Origin of the sequence: Larkinella bovis, from assembly GCF_042655385.1 — a bacterium.
Classification (GTDB): Bacteria; Bacteroidota; Bacteroidia; order Cytophagales; family Spirosomataceae; genus Larkinella; species Larkinella bovis.
In genome coordinates this window covers 1,678,063-1,693,598 of the sequence record NZ_JBHSMA010000001.1, presented here as the reverse complement: position 1 = coordinate 1,693,598, position 15,536 = coordinate 1,678,063, and the positions used below count along the sequence as shown (strand labels likewise).

At 51.6% G+C, this 15,536-nt stretch carries 19 protein-coding genes; 10 read left to right on the top strand and 9 right to left on the bottom strand.

The genetic code is table 11. The features are described 5' to 3' along the window. Nucleotides 1-146: 146 nt before the first annotated feature. Nucleotides 147-647, bottom strand: coding sequence for an acyl-CoA carboxylase biotin carboxyl carrier protein subunit (locus ACFPMF_RS07040; protein ID WP_379842608.1), 501 nt, complete (start codon nucleotides 645-647; stop codon nucleotides 147-149). 21 nt (nucleotides 648-668) lie between these two features. Next, a complete protein-coding gene (locus ACFPMF_RS07035) occupies nucleotides 669-1,592 on the bottom strand; it encodes a DMT family transporter (RefSeq protein WP_379842606.1) in 924 nt (307 codons plus the stop codon). 51 nt (nucleotides 1,593-1,643) lie between these two features. Between ACFPMF_RS07035 and ACFPMF_RS07030 the strand changes: the two genes are divergently transcribed. The 3 genes from ACFPMF_RS07030 (at nucleotide 1,644) to ACFPMF_RS07020 (ending at nucleotide 3,716) form a co-directional block, all read left to right on the top strand. After that, nucleotides 1,644-1,796: a hypothetical protein gene (locus ACFPMF_RS07030; RefSeq protein WP_379842604.1), complete on the top strand. Its 153-nt coding sequence runs from the start codon at nucleotides 1,644-1,646 to the stop codon at nucleotides 1,794-1,796. A gap of 121 nt (nucleotides 1,797-1,917) precedes the next feature. Then, the gene (locus ACFPMF_RS07025) at nucleotides 1,918-2,883 is read left to right on the top strand and encodes a glycosyltransferase family 2 protein (RefSeq protein ID WP_379842601.1); all 966 of its coding nucleotides are present in this window, start codon (nucleotides 1,918-1,920) and stop codon (nucleotides 2,881-2,883) included. Next, the gene (locus ACFPMF_RS07020) at nucleotides 2,880-3,716 is read left to right on the top strand and encodes a glycosyltransferase family 2 protein (protein WP_379842599.1); all 837 of its coding nucleotides are present in this window, start codon (nucleotides 2,880-2,882) and stop codon (nucleotides 3,714-3,716) included. Before ACFPMF_RS07025 ends, ACFPMF_RS07020 begins: the two co-directional genes overlap by 4 nt. Here ACFPMF_RS07020 and dusB read toward each other — a convergent pair. Continuing rightward, nucleotides 3,713-4,702: a tRNA dihydrouridine synthase DusB gene (gene dusB, locus ACFPMF_RS07015; protein ID WP_379842597.1), complete on the bottom strand. Its 990-nt coding sequence runs from the start codon at nucleotides 4,700-4,702 to the stop codon at nucleotides 3,713-3,715. The genes ACFPMF_RS07020 and dusB overlap by 4 nt on opposite strands. Nucleotides 4,703-4,831: 129 nt before the next feature. Between dusB and ACFPMF_RS07010 the strand changes: the two genes are divergently transcribed. Next, a complete protein-coding gene (locus ACFPMF_RS07010) occupies nucleotides 4,832-5,788 on the top strand; it encodes a CPBP family intramembrane glutamic endopeptidase (protein ID WP_379842594.1) in 957 nt (318 codons plus the stop codon). Continuing rightward, nucleotides 5,781-5,990 (top strand): DUF2007 domain-containing protein, encoded by a 210-nt coding sequence (locus ACFPMF_RS07005; protein WP_379842591.1) that lies wholly within the window; start codon nucleotides 5,781-5,783, stop codon nucleotides 5,988-5,990. Before ACFPMF_RS07010 ends, ACFPMF_RS07005 begins: the two co-directional genes overlap by 8 nt. Before the next feature lie 30 nt (nucleotides 5,991-6,020). Here the strand turns inward: ACFPMF_RS07005 and ACFPMF_RS07000 are convergent, their stop codons facing one another. Next, nucleotides 6,021-6,551, bottom strand: a complete 531-nt coding sequence (locus tag ACFPMF_RS07000; protein ID WP_379842588.1) for a hypothetical protein — start codon at nucleotides 6,549-6,551, stop codon at nucleotides 6,021-6,023. Between the two features lie 166 nt (nucleotides 6,552-6,717). Between ACFPMF_RS07000 and ACFPMF_RS06995 the strand changes: the two genes are divergently transcribed. Both ACFPMF_RS06995 and ACFPMF_RS06990 read left to right on the top strand, forming a co-directional pair. After that, a complete protein-coding gene (locus ACFPMF_RS06995; protein ID WP_379842586.1) occupies nucleotides 6,718-7,551 on the top strand; it encodes a phosphatidate cytidylyltransferase in 834 nt (277 codons plus the stop codon). An 86-nt stretch (nucleotides 7,552-7,637) separates the two neighbouring features. After that, complete coding sequence (locus tag ACFPMF_RS06990; RefSeq protein ID WP_379842583.1) at nucleotides 7,638-8,369, top strand: carboxypeptidase-like regulatory domain-containing protein; 732 nt, start codon at nucleotides 7,638-7,640, stop codon at nucleotides 8,367-8,369. 71 nt (nucleotides 8,370-8,440) lie between these two features. Here the strand turns inward: ACFPMF_RS06990 and ACFPMF_RS06985 are convergent, their stop codons facing one another. Further along, nucleotides 8,441-9,217 (bottom strand): UDP-2,3-diacylglucosamine diphosphatase, encoded by a 777-nt coding sequence (locus ACFPMF_RS06985; protein WP_379842581.1) that lies wholly within the window; start codon nucleotides 9,215-9,217, stop codon nucleotides 8,441-8,443. A 113-nt stretch (nucleotides 9,218-9,330) separates the two neighbouring features. Here ACFPMF_RS06985 and ACFPMF_RS06980 point away from each other — a divergent pair, with 113 nt between their 5' ends. Next, nucleotides 9,331-10,101 (top strand): hypothetical protein, encoded by a 771-nt coding sequence (locus tag ACFPMF_RS06980; protein ID WP_379842579.1) that lies wholly within the window; start codon nucleotides 9,331-9,333, stop codon nucleotides 10,099-10,101. Between the two features lie 69 nt (nucleotides 10,102-10,170). Here ACFPMF_RS06980 and ftsH read toward each other — a convergent pair whose 3' ends face one another. Both ftsH and rsfS read right to left on the bottom strand, forming a co-directional pair. Next, nucleotides 10,171-12,201: an ATP-dependent zinc metalloprotease FtsH gene (gene ftsH, locus ACFPMF_RS06975; RefSeq protein WP_379842576.1), complete on the bottom strand. Its 2,031-nt coding sequence runs from the start codon at nucleotides 12,199-12,201 to the stop codon at nucleotides 10,171-10,173. A 189-nt stretch (nucleotides 12,202-12,390) separates the two neighbouring features. Beyond that, on the bottom strand, nucleotides 12,391-12,774 hold the full coding sequence (gene rsfS / locus ACFPMF_RS06970) for a ribosome silencing factor (protein ID WP_379842574.1): 384 nt from the start codon (nucleotides 12,772-12,774) through the stop codon (nucleotides 12,391-12,393). A 103-nt stretch (nucleotides 12,775-12,877) separates the two neighbouring features. Between rsfS and ACFPMF_RS06965 the strand changes: the two genes are divergently transcribed. Further along, nucleotides 12,878-13,645: a biotin--[acetyl-CoA-carboxylase] ligase gene (locus ACFPMF_RS06965; protein WP_379842571.1), complete on the top strand. Its 768-nt coding sequence runs from the start codon at nucleotides 12,878-12,880 to the stop codon at nucleotides 13,643-13,645. Between the two features lie 6 nt (nucleotides 13,646-13,651). Here ACFPMF_RS06965 and ACFPMF_RS06960 read toward each other — a convergent pair whose 3' ends face one another. Beyond that, nucleotides 13,652-13,909 carry a GlsB/YeaQ/YmgE family stress response membrane protein gene (locus tag ACFPMF_RS06960; RefSeq protein WP_379842569.1) on the bottom strand — a complete coding sequence of 86 codons (258 nt, stop codon included), beginning with the start codon at nucleotides 13,907-13,909 and terminating at the stop codon, nucleotides 13,652-13,654. A gap of 98 nt (nucleotides 13,910-14,007) precedes the next feature. After that, the gene (gene pgeF, locus ACFPMF_RS06955) at nucleotides 14,008-14,781 is read right to left on the bottom strand and encodes a peptidoglycan editing factor PgeF (protein ID WP_379842566.1); all 774 of its coding nucleotides are present in this window, start codon (nucleotides 14,779-14,781) and stop codon (nucleotides 14,008-14,010) included. Nucleotides 14,782-15,092: 311 nt separating this feature from the next. Here pgeF and ACFPMF_RS06950 point away from each other — a divergent pair, with 311 nt between their 5' ends. Beyond that, a complete protein-coding gene (locus ACFPMF_RS06950) occupies nucleotides 15,093-15,479 on the top strand; it encodes a T9SS type A sorting domain-containing protein (protein ID WP_379842563.1) in 387 nt (128 codons plus the stop codon). Nucleotides 15,480-15,536 lie beyond the last annotated feature (57 nt).

The window sequence follows — 15,536 nt, the reverse complement described above, 5'->3', positions numbered from 1 at the left end:
GAAAGTTTGGCGACAAATATAGTAAAAGTGCGGAGTTAAGAATGAAGAGTTGGGAATGAAGCGTTAAGAATTAAGGGGTATGCGTTAAAAAGCCCGGCCAGGCTAGCGTGCGTCCGCTACTTCAAAACTGTCCTTCTAGCCTTTTTTTACATGAATTCGACCAGCACCTGGTTCTTTTCGACGGTCTGACCGCGGCTGATCCGAACGGTTTTGATCGTGCCGTCGGCGGGGGATTTGATGACATTTTCCATTTTCATCGCTTCCAGAATTAAAACCGTATCGCCTTTTTGGACCGTATCACCTGCCTGAACGCTGAGACTCAGGATTAAACCGGGCATGGGCGCTTTGATGTCATTGACCCGGGTTCGGCTGGCCGCACTCATCCCCATTTGTTCCAGCAGCAGATCGAACCGATCTTTCAAGGCCACGCGGTGAATAGTCTGGTTGATTTTGAGGATTGCGGTTTTTTCCGCAGCATCCAGCGCCAGAATTTCGGCGGTATACGACCGGTTCTGGTGCAGGATATGAAACATCCGGTCGTTGAGCCGAACCAGATCCCACGCCAGTGGCTGGCCGTTTAAAACCGGCTGATCGCCGGAAAAGTCGATTTCAAACGATTCCTGATCGTTGACGGAAGCACGAAACATGAAGACGGGATTTGGGTGTTGTTATTTTTTGTTGATCAAATATACACCCAGCAGACAAATTCCCATACCGGCTACCTGCGGCCAGTGCAGCGGCTCCCCGTCGAACAGCCCCCAGAGCACGGCTACAACCGGAATCAGGTAGGTTACGGTGGAGGCAAAAACACCGGAGGTTAGCTGAATAATCCGATTGAACAGAATGGTGGCAAAACCGGAACCGATCATGCCGAGCGTAAGGAGCATCAACAGGGCGGGCGTCGAACCGGGGGCGGTGATGCGGGCCGGTAAGTCGCCGGGAATCAGGCCAAGTAGCGCAATGGGGCCGACCAGCGCAAAGGTCGATGCGGTGGATAACAGGGCGGGGAGGTCGGAGAGATACCGGGCAACAATGTTGATGTTGAAACCGTAGCAAAGCGTGGCCAGAACCACCAGAAAGGCGTAGCCGTTGAATTCGAAGGAACCGGTTGCGCTGAAAAAAACGAGAAAAACCGATCCGAAGAAGCCGAGCAGAATGCCGCCGACCTGGAGAACCCGGGCTTTTCGGCCGAACAGCACAAGGCCGATCAGAAAGGTAAACAACGGACTGAGGGCGTTTAATGTGCCGGCCAGCGAACTGTTCAGGTGCTGCCCGGCCGTGGCAAACAATACCGCCGGAATCAGGTAGCCAAGCAGGCCCGACCCCAGCAACGGTAACCAGCGACGGCGGGGCAGTTGTTTCCAGCTCAGCAACAAATAGGGCAGGAAAAACACGAAGGCCAGAAAAATCCGGCCGGTGCCGACCTGCATCGCCGTGAAAGACGTCAGGCTGTGTTTAATGAGAATGAAGGAAGTACCCCAGATCAGGGCAACCAGAATGAGCAACAACCAGGCCTGAAGCAGCCGCTTCGACGGCGTAGTCGAAACCGGATCGGACGTTGGGATGGAATTTTCGGTAAATGGTTTCGCCATGACACAAAAACCATAAATAAACAAAAGTTGGTTCTGCCGGTTACTAAAAAGTTGCCAGGTAACTCTGGAGCACCCAACGAACCCGTTTACGTGGCCGGTTTTTTAACCGCTTGTGTAACGGTTTTTACGGGTGATTCGACGTTCCGGGTGGGCCTTTCCGGCTACCCGATTCGGTTTCTGCTCTTCCACGCAACGCTGGGGTGAGAATTCACGTACTTACGTGCAACGGTACTGGTTCGATTCCTGTCTTGGTAGTTAGCGTTCCATCATTTAATGCCTTGAAATAGATTGCCTTACTCCACACGTCACCTGCTATCGATTAGGTATGAAACTGTCGATTATTATTCTGAATTATAACTCCAGCGGTTTTACGCTGGACTGTGTGGAATCCATTCGAAAACAAACCCAGCGGATCGATTACGAGGTGGTGGTAGTGGATAACGGTTCGCGGCCGGATGATTTTGAGCGCCTGCTGATTTTAACCGAACTGCCGTGTTTGAATGTGGTCCGGAGCCAGGTAAACCTCGGTTTTGCCGGAGGCAACATGCTCGGGTTACAGGTCGCCGATCCGGCCTCGGACTATTACTTTTTCCTGAACAACGATTGTGTCCTGCTCGACGATGTGGGCAGTCGGTTAGTGGCGTTTATGGAAGATAATCGTTCCGTGGGCGTTTGTACGGGGCAGGCCGTAAACCGGGATGGCCAGCACGAACCCTCTTTCAATTACTACCCGACCCTGAGCGGAAAATGGCTGGGCCACGGCTTGAAACGGTGGTTTAACCCCACGGATTACCGCCCCCGCTGGCAACCCTATTCGGAACCGGTTGAGGTGCCGGTGGTGACCGGCAGCGCTCTTTTTGTGCGGGCGACGGCTTTTTGGCAGGTGGGCGGTTTTGATCCGGCTTTTTTTCTGTATTGTGAAGAAGAAGACCTGTGTCGGCGGCTGCGGGAACGTGGCTGGAAAGCCATGCTGGTCCCGGATGTGCGGTTTCGGCACCTGGGCGGTGGCAGCACCCGGCGAAGTCTCCAGACCGAAAAGGAATATTACATCTCGCTGTTTTACTATTTCCGGAAGAACGAGAATGGCTTTAAACTGCTTTTACTCCAACTGTTTTACACCCTGAAAGTGGGCCGCAAGGCATTCACCAGCCGGCATTTTGCGCACCTGGCCTGGTTCATCTTACGGGGTGCCCCCGGACGTGAAAGCCTGCGGTATTGGCAGGGGCTGCCAGTCATCGCCCGGCCCTTAGGCGCTCGTTTTCAATCCACTCACTCTTTCCAGACCCTATGAAACAACCTGTAAAAATACCGGTTTCCGTTGTGATGATTACGCTGAATGCCGAGCGAACGCTGAAACAGGTGCTGGAATCGGTGGTGGACTGGGCGGATGAGATTGTCATAGTCGATTCGGGGAGCGCCGACCAGACCGTGGCGATTGCTGAGCGGTTCGACTGCCGGATTTTCGACCGGAAGTTTACCGGATTTGGGGCGCAGAAGCAGTTTGCCATCGACCAGGCGCACAACCCGTGGGTGCTGATCCTCGATGCCGACGAACTGGTAACGGAGCCGCTGGCCGACGAAATCGTAACCCTCTTTTCCAACGGTTTGCCGGACTGCTCCGGCTATACACTACCCCGCAACCTCATCTTTCTGGGGCGGGTGCTGCGCCATAGTGGCCAAAACCGGCAACCGGTTTTGCGGTTGTTCGACCGGCGGCAGGGGGGGATGACGCTCGTGCCGGTTCACGAATCCGTGCGGGTGGAAGGAGCCGTCGGACACCTTTCGGGCATTCTGGTTCACTACAGCTACGGATCGCTGCACGATTATGTTCTGAAAATGAATCAGTACACCACCCTGAGTGCGGAGGAAATGGCCCAGCGGCACAAAAAGGCCACGGTTGCCCTCCAGGGGGTACGGTTTTTATTTACGTTTGCTAAAATTTACGTTCTGAAAGGCGGTTTTCTGGATGGGTATCCCGGTTTTGTATGGGCTTTATTGTCAGCGGTTTATCCGGTTATTAAATACTCAAAACTCCAGGAGATCCAGGACGGGGCGGAAAAGCCGCAAACCCAACCGCTCCTGGTTGTTGAAAAGGGCGTACATTCTTTAAACGGTACCCACTAGAGTAGGGCTTCTTCGTAGACTTCCGTAATTTCGTTGAGAATGCCGGCGATTTCGGGAAAGGTATCCGCCTGAACCAGGCGTAACCGGAACGGTTTAAAGTTCTCCAGCCCTTTAAAATAATTGGTATAGTGCCGACGCATTTCAAAAATACCGGTTTTTTCGCCTTTCCAGCGAATGGAGAACTCCAGGTGCTGCTGGCAGACTGCCACCCGATCGGCAAGCGTCGGAGCCGCCAGGTATTCGCCCGTGCGTAAAAAATGCTTGATTTCGTTAAAAATCCAGGGATAGCCGATGCTGGCACGGCCAATCATGATGCCATCGACTCCGAAGCGGTTTTTATATTCCAGCGCTTTTTCGGGACTTTCGATATCCCCGTTGCCAAAAATAGGAATCCGGATGCGCGGATTTTCTTTCACCCGACCGATGAGTGTCCAGTCGGCCTCGCCTTTGTACATCTGCACCCGCGTCCGTCCGTGAACCGTTAGCGCCTGAATGCCGATGTCCTGCAAACGCTCGGCTACTTCCAGAATATTTTTGGTGCTTTCGTCCCAACCCAGCCGGGTTTTGACCGTCACGGGCAAATGGGTGGCTTTCACGACAGCTTCTGTCATTTTCACCATTTTCGGAATATCCTGCAACAAAGCCGCCCCGGCACCCCGACAGGCCACATTTTTCACTGGACAACCGTAGTTGATATCGATCAAATCCGGATTCACGCGGGTGGCAATTTCAGCGCAGGACCGCATCGTTTCGATATCCGAACCAAACAGTTGAATGCCAATCGGGCGTTCATACTCAAAAATATCCAATTTCTGGACGCTTTTGGCCGCGTCGCGAATGAGTCCTTCCGACGAAATAAATTCGGTATACATCAAATCCGCCCCGTTGGCTTTGCAAACCGCCCGAAACGGCGGATCACTCACATCCTCCATTGGCGCCAGCAATAGCGGGAAATCGCCCAGTTCAATTGTTCCAATTTTAACCATATATCGCTAACAATACGATTTCCAAAGATGTTCGGAAGCCGCCCGGTTTTGAAAGTCTCCCGGTTTTTGTGCCGAAAAAAACAGCGCGGTTTTTTAATCGCCCGGTTTGGGCGTAAATTTACATCAATTATGGAAGACTTCCGCTCTACATCGCCCCCGGCGAATTCGTTGCATCCTTTTCGTAGCCTGCTGGTCCTGTTGGGGTTTGTGTTATTGGGCATGTCCCTGGGCGGTTTGCTGGCCGGTTTATTCGTGGCTGGCTGGCTGGGGGTGGGCGGGAGTCGCGATATGGGCAATATCACCGACATCCTGACCAATCCGGCCGGTTATCCGGGTAGCTGGTATCTGCTGATGCTGATTCAGGCGGTAAGTCATTTGTGTACGTTTTTGATACCCAGTATATTATACCTCCGCTGGGTCGAGCACCGGGGCTGGTCCGATTTCAACAGCCGCCCGCTGACCATGGTTCGTTCGGTGGGGCTGGTGGCACTGCTGACCATTACGTTCATGCCAGTCAATGGACTGATTATTGAATGGAATCAGCAGCTTACTTTGCCCGACTCCCTCCGGGACCTGGAAGAATGGATGAAAGCGAAGGAGGAGCAAATGAGCGGTTTAACGACCTTCCTGACCACGTTTACCTCACCCCTTGATTTGCTGATTGCCCTGCTGGTCATCGGACTTATTCCGGGGATCGGGGAGGAGGTTCTGTTCCGGGGGCTTTTGCAACGGAAACTGACGCAATGGACGGGCAGCGTACACGTCGCCATCTGGGTATCGGCGTTGATTTTTAGTGCGATTCACGTCCAGTTCTACGGTTTTGTTCCGAGAGCGTTGCTCGGGGCGCTGTTTGGGTATCTCTATGTGTGGTCCGGTAACTTGTGGGTGCCCATTCTGGCGCACGCCGTCAACAACGGTTTTACGGTTTTGATGGTGTGGCTGTATCACCGGAAACTGATTACGGTCGATATCGAAAATACGGAATCGGTTCCTTGGACCGGCGCGGTAATTTCCTTACTTTTAACGATAGGTTTTTTAACCTTTTTCCGAAAATCGAATCAATTACCGTCCCAGCCGTATGTCTGATCAGTGGGAGAAAGTCCTGGTGACGCCTGCCATCCACCGCGCCGAACTGGCCAAATCGCTGTTAGCCGAACACAAAATCAATGCGGTCGTCGTTAACAAAAAAGATAGCAATTATCTTTTAGGAAACTGTGAAGTATACGTCCAGGCCGAAGACGCAGCGCTGGCCAAAATTCATTTAATTTCGGCAGATCTGGAATACTGAGCGGTGAAAACCGGGTCAGGTACGTCGGCGTTATTTTTTCTCACCGGGCTTTTTTGCGTACGAAATAACCGTGTAAATGCCTTCCAACGGTTTGCCGGACATTTCCAGCGTGATCACCGTGCGGGCGGTTTCCCAGACGCTCGACCGGCTCAGGTGACTCAGCAGAACGGCATCACCGTAGTGATCGGGGCGCTCTTTGTACAGCGGCACGTTCCAGGTCCAGTAATCGCCGGATGGCGGGCCATACCGCTCCGACAAGAGTTTGACCAGGCTCTGGTAGTCATCCCAATGCTGCTGGGCGCGGATGTGCCGGTCGGTGAAAATATAAAGGGCTCCGGCCAGCTGGTCTTTCACAAACGCAAATTTCACGGAAGCCGGGAAGTTATAAAACCAGCGCTGGCGGTACAAAAGTGTCGAATCGGTGGTTTGGTAGGGCGAAGACTGTTCGGTGGCCTGAACCTCCTTGCGGCTCATTCCCCAGCGAAGTGACCGGAGGTCGTTCTCCGGTTGCTGGCAGGTTCCAATAAAATGGAAAAACAGACCGACCAGCATGAACAGCATACGGGTCAGGGAAGGTGAGTAGATCGCTGACAAATAGAACTCTATTAATTATGAACCGTAAATAAAGTTAAAAATAAACGGAAAGTGAAGTCAACTTATGAATGTCATGTTCGTATTTTGTTATTTTCGCCGGATTAACGACCGTGATTGGTAGTAGCCTTCCTGCATGAAAGAACGTTTAGATCGAATGACGAACCTGCAACAGCGCGTGATTACGGCGGTGTTTGGTGTCTTCATTATCTTATTTGGAATCTGGTATAGTGACTGGACCTTTGCCTTATTATTTTGCATCATCAGCGCGCTGACCCAGCTGGAGTTTTATAAGCTGCTCGGTCTGGATGGGAACCAACCGCTGACCTATTACGGTACGGCTGTCGGTTGTTTAATTTGTTTGCTGACGTATCTGATTGAAAAGCAGCTTGTTGATTACGATAGTTATTTTCTGATCTGTCCGGCAGCGTCCATGATTTTTTTAATCAAGCTGTACAAAAAAAGAGATTTAAAACCTTTTACGAATATCGGGTTTACCTTTTTAGGACTGATTTATGTCGCCGTGCCGTTTGCGCTGTTAAATGTGCTGGCGTTACGGGGAGGGACCTATCACCCCGGTTTGATGTTGGGTTGTCTGGTCCTGCTTTGGGCGAGTGATATCGGGGCCTATTTTGCCGGGACCAAATTTGGCCGGCGGAAATTATTTGAACGGGTTTCGCCCAAAAAATCCTGGGAAGGAGCCGTCGGTGGGGCGCTGGCCGCGTCGCTGATTGCCTTTTTTCTGACTATTTTTGTAGATGATCTGCGGCCCTGGGAATGGTATTGTGTGGGCGCGATCATCGTCGTAACCGGCACCTATGGCGATCTGGTCGAATCGCTTTTCAAGCGGAGTATTGCCATCAAGGATTCCGGATCGACCATACCGGGGCATGGCGGTTTTCTGGACCGTTTCGACGGTTTGTTGCTGGCCGCTCCGTTTATTATAACGTTTTTAAAATTATTCGCCTGACTGGGCGAAACCGCCCCAACGGCGGGATTTACGGACAGCCGGACTGAAACAATACCCTGTTGAGTCGGGCGTTTTTAAGGGAAGAGATGATGAATGCATTGATAAAAATCGTAACGGTGCTGGCCCTGGCTTTGGGATTGCTGCTGGCGGTTAATCGAACTGCTCAGGCGCAGGGACAGGAGAAACTGATCATGTTTACCGGGATTATCACCGCCGGGAAAACCTCAGAACCGCTGCCGGAAGCTTATATTTCAATTCCGAGAGCTGGACGCGGGGTGTTGTCCAATACGATCGGGTATTTCGCCATTCCGGTTTTACCCGGCGATAGCGTGGTGTTCAGTTATGTCGGGTTTAAGAAACAATACCACATCATTCCGCGCCGGTTGACCGAAACGTCCTATTCGGCGGTGGTCGCCATGCAGGAAGATGTGCAGATGCTGACGGAAGTCAAGGTGTATCCGTACCCGACGGAGGAGCTTTTCAAACAGGCGTTTGTCAATATGAAACTTCCCGACGAGAGAGAGCGGGCGAATCTGGCCCGCAACACTAGCGCCGAATCCATGCAGCGTTTAGCCGCCCTGACACCCATGAGTGCGGCCGCCAACTACCGGTATTACCTCAATCAGCAATGGTTCGGCCGCGAATCCATGACGGGCCGTTCGCAAATGACGACCATTCCGTTCCTGAACCCGTTTGCCTGGGCGAGCTTTATCAAGTCCGTTAAAAACGGTGATCTAAAAAAGAAAGACTTCCGGCAGGAGCTGAATGCGGCCCCCAAAGAAGGGTTATCAAGGCAGGATATTCTCAAAAACAACTGACGGCTTACAGTGGCTGATCAGGATTTCAAATCCTGATCAGCCACTGTAAGCCGTCTACTGAAAACGAACTTTTACCCCTCAAACGTCAGTAACTGGGTTGTCTGGCCATCAAACCGGGCGTAGGTAGTGTGGTTCATCCATTCGCCCAGGTTGATGTAGCGACTGTTTTCGGACACTTTCAAATCCAGCGGCAGATGCCGATGTCCGAAAATGTAATAATCGTGGTGCTGGTGGGCTTCGACTTCCCGGCAGTACTGGAAAATCCATTCGTTTTCCTCCCCCTTGAATTCCTCCGGTTTATATTGTTCCGACGCCTTCCGCTGCTGGGACCATTGGTTGCCAAACCAGACGCCAATGTCGGGATGGAGCCAGCGAAACAGCCAGCGGGCCGGGCGGTTTTCGAAAAGTTTTTTGAGTTGTTTATAGGTGAAATCGCCCGGCCCCAAACCGTCACCGTGACCAATGAGAAATCGTTTGCTGCCAATTTCGTACGTACGCGGTAATCGGTAAACCGGAATCCCCATCTCTTCGGTGAAATAATCCGCCATCCACATGTCGTGGTTGCCGGCAAAGAGGACTATTTTCAAACCGAAATCTGCCAGCTCCGCTAATTTTCCCTGTAAGCGGCTGAAGCCTTTCGGAATGACCTGCCGGTATTCAAACCAGAAATCAAAGACATCGCCGACCAGAAAGATGGCCTCCGCGTCGTTTTTAACGGCGTCGAGCCAACGGATCACCCGGCGTTCCCGTTCGCGGCTGCTGGCGGGATTGGGCATACCTAAATGAAAATCGGAGGCAAAGTAGACGGCGCGATTGGGCGGGAGAGGGAGTCGGTCGGTGGAATGCATGAAACTTTTTTCAGGAATACAAAGGTAATATATTGCTTCATTACCTCCGAAACTCGCATATTGCATTCTCAAAATCGAACACTTTTACTTATAAACTTGTACACTGCGGGATTATGAAAAAACGGTTTATTGCCTTGGTTGGCCTGGTGGGTTGGATGGGTTTAGCGAGCGGGGAGCAACCAGTGTGGGCACAGTCGCCGTTGGCAATGGTCACCAAAAAAACAGCAGCACCGGCCGAAAAACTGGTTTTTGACCGGATACTCGCCTACGAGCAAACGGATTATAACGGCTCTGTGGTACGGTATCAGGTGTTGTTAAATTCCAAAACCGGTCAATTTGGCTTCGATCGGAAACTGGCCAATCTGAGTTTCCCGGGCGTCGTGGGGGGGTATACGTTTGTCACCGGCGAGCCGGATGGGACGTACCGGGTTTACGTCGCCGACAAGTACGAAGGCAAGGTGATCATGCGCTATAGCGTCGGAAAATCGTACTACGCAGCCAACCGGGCGGAAGCCTGCCACAGTCGTTTTCAGAAACGATACCGTCCTACCGGGCGGGAGGGGAGCCAGTACGGTTTAACGGCCACCGAGTACCAGGCCAGCCTGGGCCGAAACGATACCGAATGGTTGTGGGTGGCCGAGGTCCCTTTCAACTCGTATCCGCTTTATCTATTCAACGAAATCGCGCTGGAGGCCAAACTACCCGACGCACACAGCATCAATTTCTCTTCGTCGCTGGGGCCCAACGAATTGCTGGTGCAATCCAAAAAAGAATATTATTCCGAAAAGGTAAATGGAAAACCGGCAACAAGTACGCTGAGACTGGTCTATTTTGGGCCGACCAATCATACGTTTGATGTTTCGGGGTATCGCTTTCGGCAATAAATGGATGGACGCAGCTTAAAATCAAAAAAGCCGACACAGTGTCGGCTTTTTTGATAAAGATAGTCCACTTTACGACAGGGCCGGTAAATCCGGCGTCGGCAGTGGTTTGGTTTGCTCCGGTTTGCTTTCGGGGCCAATTTCTTCCTCAACCACCTCGCCGGAATTTTTGTAGGCCTGGTACGTCGTTTCTTTCTGGAACGGACGTTTGCCAAGAATCCGGACGAGGTCTTTCTGGAACAGAATTTCCTTTTCGAGCAACTCTTTGGCTACGGCTTCCAGTCCTTCCCGGTTTTTCTCCAGCAGATCCCGGGTCCGGCTGTAGGCGGCCTCGATGATCTTCCGAACTTCATCGTCGATGGCTTCCGCGGTGGCTTCCGAATACGGTTTGTTGAACTGGTATTCGCTCTGTTTCGAGTCGTAGAACGACACGTTACCAATCTTGTCGTTCATGCCGTACATCGTAACCATGCTGTAGGCCAGTTTGGTAATCCGTTCGAGATCACTCAGGGCACCGGTCGAAATCTTGCCGAATACATTTTCTTCGGCCGCCCGGCCACCCAGCGTCATGCACATTTCGTCAAGCAGTTGCTCCGTCCGGTACAGATACTGTTCCCGGGGCAGGTATTGGGCGTACCCCAGAGCTGCCACCCCGCGCGGTACGATCGTTACTTTGACCAGCGGGTCGGCATGTTCGAGGAACCAGCCCGTAACGGCATGACCCGCTTCGTGGTAGGCCACGATTTCTTTTTCTTCCGGCGAAATGAGCTTGTTTTTCTTCTCCAAACCACCAATTACGCGGTCCATCGCGTACTGGAAGTCCTGCATATCGACCGATTCCTTGTTCCGACGGGCGGCAATCAGGGCGGCTTCGTTACAGACGTTGGCAATATCGGCCCCGGCAAAACCGGGCGTTTGGGCCGCCAGTTCTTTCGGATCCACATCGAGCGCCAGTTTGATCGGTTTCAGGTGAACCCGGAAAATGGCTTCCCGACCCACAATATCCGGTTTGTCAATGCTGATCTGACGGTCGAACCGGCCGGGGCGCAGCAGCGCCGAATCCAGTACATCCGGGCGGTTGGTAGCGGCCAGAATAATAATACCGGAGTCGGTGGCAAAACCGTCCATTTCGACCAGCAATGAATTCAGGGTATTCTCCCGTTCGTCGTTGGCACCGGGCATCGAACCACGGCCCCGTGAGCGGCCGACGGCGTCGATTTCATCGATAAAGATGATACAGGGTGCTTTTTCTTTGGCTTGTTTGAAGAGGTCACGAACGCGCGCAGCCCCTACACCCACAAACATTTCCACAAAGTCGGAACCCGACAGCGAGAAGAACGGGACGCCGGCTTCTCCCGCAACGGCTTTTGCCAGCAGGGTTTTACCCGTACCCGGAGGGCCGACCAGCAGGGCACCTTTCGGGATTTTTGCCCCGAGTTTGGTGAACTTCGTTGGATTTTTCAGGTAATCAACGATTTCCTTGATTTCCTCCTTGGCTTCGTCCAGACCGGCTACATCGTTAAACGTGATCTTGACCCGGTTTTCGGCGTCGAAAAGAGCGGCTTTGGATTTACCAATGTTGAAAATCTGGCCTCCCGGACCGGCTCCGCCCGACATCCGGCCGAGCAGAAAGTACATGGCGAGAATCATGACAATGAAGAAACCCCAGGTGGACAGAAAACCGGTCCAGTCGCTGCGTTGTTCAATTTTATAGTCAATTCTCTCGTTATCCGGAACGCCTTCCTGAATCCGGTCCAAATCCTTTTTAAACGATTCAGCCGAGGAAACCCGGAAGTGAAAATGCGGACCGGACTCGGAATTGAAGTAGGATTTATCCTGAAACTGCGTACGGTATTTTTGTTGTAATGCCTGCTGCGTCAGGGTTATTTCAACGTCGTCGTTATTGACAATGACAACTTTTTCAACTTCCTTATTTTTAACCATTTTTTCAAACCCGCGGATGGTCGTCTCGCGAACGGCACTACTGCGGTTGAAAAAGGTTATCCCGAGGATCGCTGCAATCAGGATCGCTACAATCCAGCCCTGGAAGTTTGGCCGTCGGGGCGTTCTGGATGAAAGTGGATTTCTATTATTATCAGGCATTTTGGCAATAGAATTACGGCTTAATAGACAAAAAAGGAAACACCAATTACAAATGGATTGTTTCTGTTGGGTTAGAGTTTCGACAAACGGAGAGGAGCCGGGTTAGGTGGTCGTATGAGCGGATAAACACTCGTTCAATTGCCAGTTTCCGGGTCAGCCGGGTTGACTGACCAGCTTCCGTTTCAATGCTCAGGCAAATGTTTCCTCCACCGTGTGGATTTCGGCATCTCCCCAAAGTTGCTCGAGGTCATAAAAAACCCGGCGATCTTTTTTGAAGATATGGACCACAACGTCCACATAATCAAGTAAAATCCACTCCCGATTCATTTTGCCTTCTTCGTGCCAGGGATTGCTTTGGCTGGCTTTGAATACTTCCTCCTCTACGGAGTCGGCAATGGCGTCGATCTGCGTATCGGAATTTCCGGAACAGATGACAAAATAGTCAGAAATGGCGTTCTTAACGTCGCGAAGGTCCATGACAACAATGTCAACGGCTTTTTTCTCCTGCATCCCCTTCACGACAAGTTTGCACAATTCTTCGGATGATAACTCTTTCGATTTGTTAATTCTCATGCTACTGGTTTAAATTGCAACGGGCCGAAATCAGCGGGTACAGGCTACAAATCTAGGTTTTGTACCATAATTCGGCATTCATCCAACTAAATGTATTAAAATTTTGTACAAGTTTCGACCCAAAACCTTATTTCTTGGTCAAAAAATTAATTATCTGCCATCTTGTCAGTCTACTAACGACGTTGCCGCCAACCTCATTGCCACCGACAACGCGCTGGATGGAACGGTCGTCTATACGGAACATCAAACGGCGGGCCGGGGCCAGCGTGGCAATCAATGGGAGGCACAACCGGGTCAAAATTTTACCTTCTCGGTCATTCTGCAACCCTCGTTTCTGCAGGCCAATGAGCAGTTCTGGCTCAACATTGCGGTTTCGCTGGGCATTAGCGACTGGTTATCCACCCAGGTCGGTGACCGACTGAAAATCAAATGGCCGAACGATCTTTATGTTCAGGAACGTAAAATTGGGGGTATTCTGATCGAAAACACGCTGTATGGGTATTCACTGGCCTGGTCAATCGTCGGAATTGGTTTAAATATTAATCAGACCCGCTTTCAAACACCAACCGCAACCTCACTTAGCAATGAAACACCAAATGACCACGATTTTGTTCTGTCCGATCTTTTTCCGGCTCTTTTAGAGTCGCTCGAACGGCGGTATCTTGCCCTCAGGGCCGGTCAACGCGATGTTTTGAAAACGAATTACTTGCAGAAATTATTCCGTTACCAGGAAGAAAACGAGTTTATCGCCGATGGCGAACGCTTTTGGGGGACCATTATCGGTGTGGAAGAAACCGGTCGACTGGCCATTCAGGTAGGAGACCGGTTACGCACTTTTGCGTTTAAAGAGGTTGAGTTCGTCCTGAACTGACCCCGATCAAGTGGTTTTTCGGGAGCCTTTGATCAGAGCCGCAAGGCCCAGAATAAGAACCGCCCCCACAAAAGCCGTTAGAATCCGGTCGAGCAATCCCCCCGCACCTGTCGCAAAGGTGTTGCCAAAAATCCAGCCGCCGACGAAGGCCCCGGCAATTCCCAGCAGGATTTCCATAAACAGGGAAAACGAAAAGCGTTTAAACACAATATCGGCCAGCCACCCGGCGATGGCACCCACGAGAATTGTCATCAAGAGTTCCATGTCTTGCTAGTTTTGGAGTACTAGCAGTAGAACCCGGAAAGGGCTGCTTTGTTTTGGCCGGACGGACCGGCGGAAAGGCGGGCAGATAAACGGTTTGGTTACCTGGCTGTGCCGGGGGAGCGAATACCGATCAGGGCCAGCATGCGGCCTGTCTTGCCGTTCTCGATGCGGTACGAAAAATAATCCTGATTGTGCAAAACCGTCGAATAGGGGGAAACGCCGATCTGGTGGCCTGGAATCCCGGCAGCGGCCAGTTGGGCCGCGTTGGCGGTTTTTAAATTGATGAAGTACTTCTGACGACCGGCGTCAAATCGTTTATCGGCATCGCCAAACTGGTCGGCCACTTCGGGCCCTACTTCAAATGAACATTCATCAATACACGTTCCCACGTAGGCAAAGCAGTCGGCGGGCCGGGTGCCAAATTCGGCCTGCATGGCCCGTACGGTTTTTTCCACAATCCGGGCGACGGTGCCGCGCCAGCCCGCATGAATGGCGGCTACCGCCTGTTGGCCGCTATCGTAAAGCAAAATGGGCGTACAATCGGCCACCGTCACCGTCAGAAACTGATCGGGCCGGTTGGTTATCAGGGCATCAAAACCGTCAAACCGCCCCGGGTTGGTAACCGTCAGAATCCGGTCGCCATGCACCTGGTATGACGAGGCCACCCGTGCCGGGTCAATGCGGAGGCTGGAAAAAAAGCGCCGTCGGTTTTCTTCCACGTGTTCGGGAAGGTCGTCGGTATTGATCCCCACATTTAATGAAGTAAACGGAAACGGACTGACACCGCCGTGGCGGGTGCTTTCTGCCGCTACCAGCGCCGGAAATGATTCAAAAACCGTTGGAGTCCGGTAAAGCGATAGGGATTCTGTCATTTTAGAATTTTATTCTGCCTTCTTTGAATTTAGTTTCATTCCCTTTGGTGCTGCTGCCGTGAGGACGCACTGAATTCAGGTAAAACATTGAAACTGTAAAATTTGCTTTTGTATAAATGTGTGATAATCTGTTAGTTGGGAAAGATTTTTTACTAGTTACCGTTTAATTGCTCATCAAGAGTACAAACCGTTCGGCCAGGCCCTTTGACCACTGGCGTACTATCCCTCGTTTGCTGCTGAAAAGGGCTGCTATCTTTGAATCGTCAATCACGACAAACACAACAACAAATCAGAACAACTTTAAACACACCATGAAAACATTCATTTCATCCGTACTCGTTGCGCTGGCTGTCAGCGCGTCTACTGTAACGTTTGCTAACGCTGACAAAGAAAAAAAAGCCGCTACCTACCAGGTTGGCATGTATCCTTCGGCCGAAGCGGCTAAAGTAAATGTAATGGTTGCCAAAGAAAAAGGCACAGCCCTCGATGTGTTACTGATCGACACTAACGGCACGATTCTGGCCACACAACGTCTGGGCAAAAACGAAACGACGACCCGCACTCGCTTCGATCTGAGCGATTTGCAGGACGGTAGCTATAAAGTAGTGGTAAGCGACGGGGCTTCTAAAATTGTGAAAGAAGTTAACCTGCAAACCAAAAAACCGGTACAGGCTGAGCGTTCCATATCACTGCGCTGATACTCCGGCATTTCCACACCTGAAAAAAGGCCCCGATCATTCGACCGGGGCCTTTTC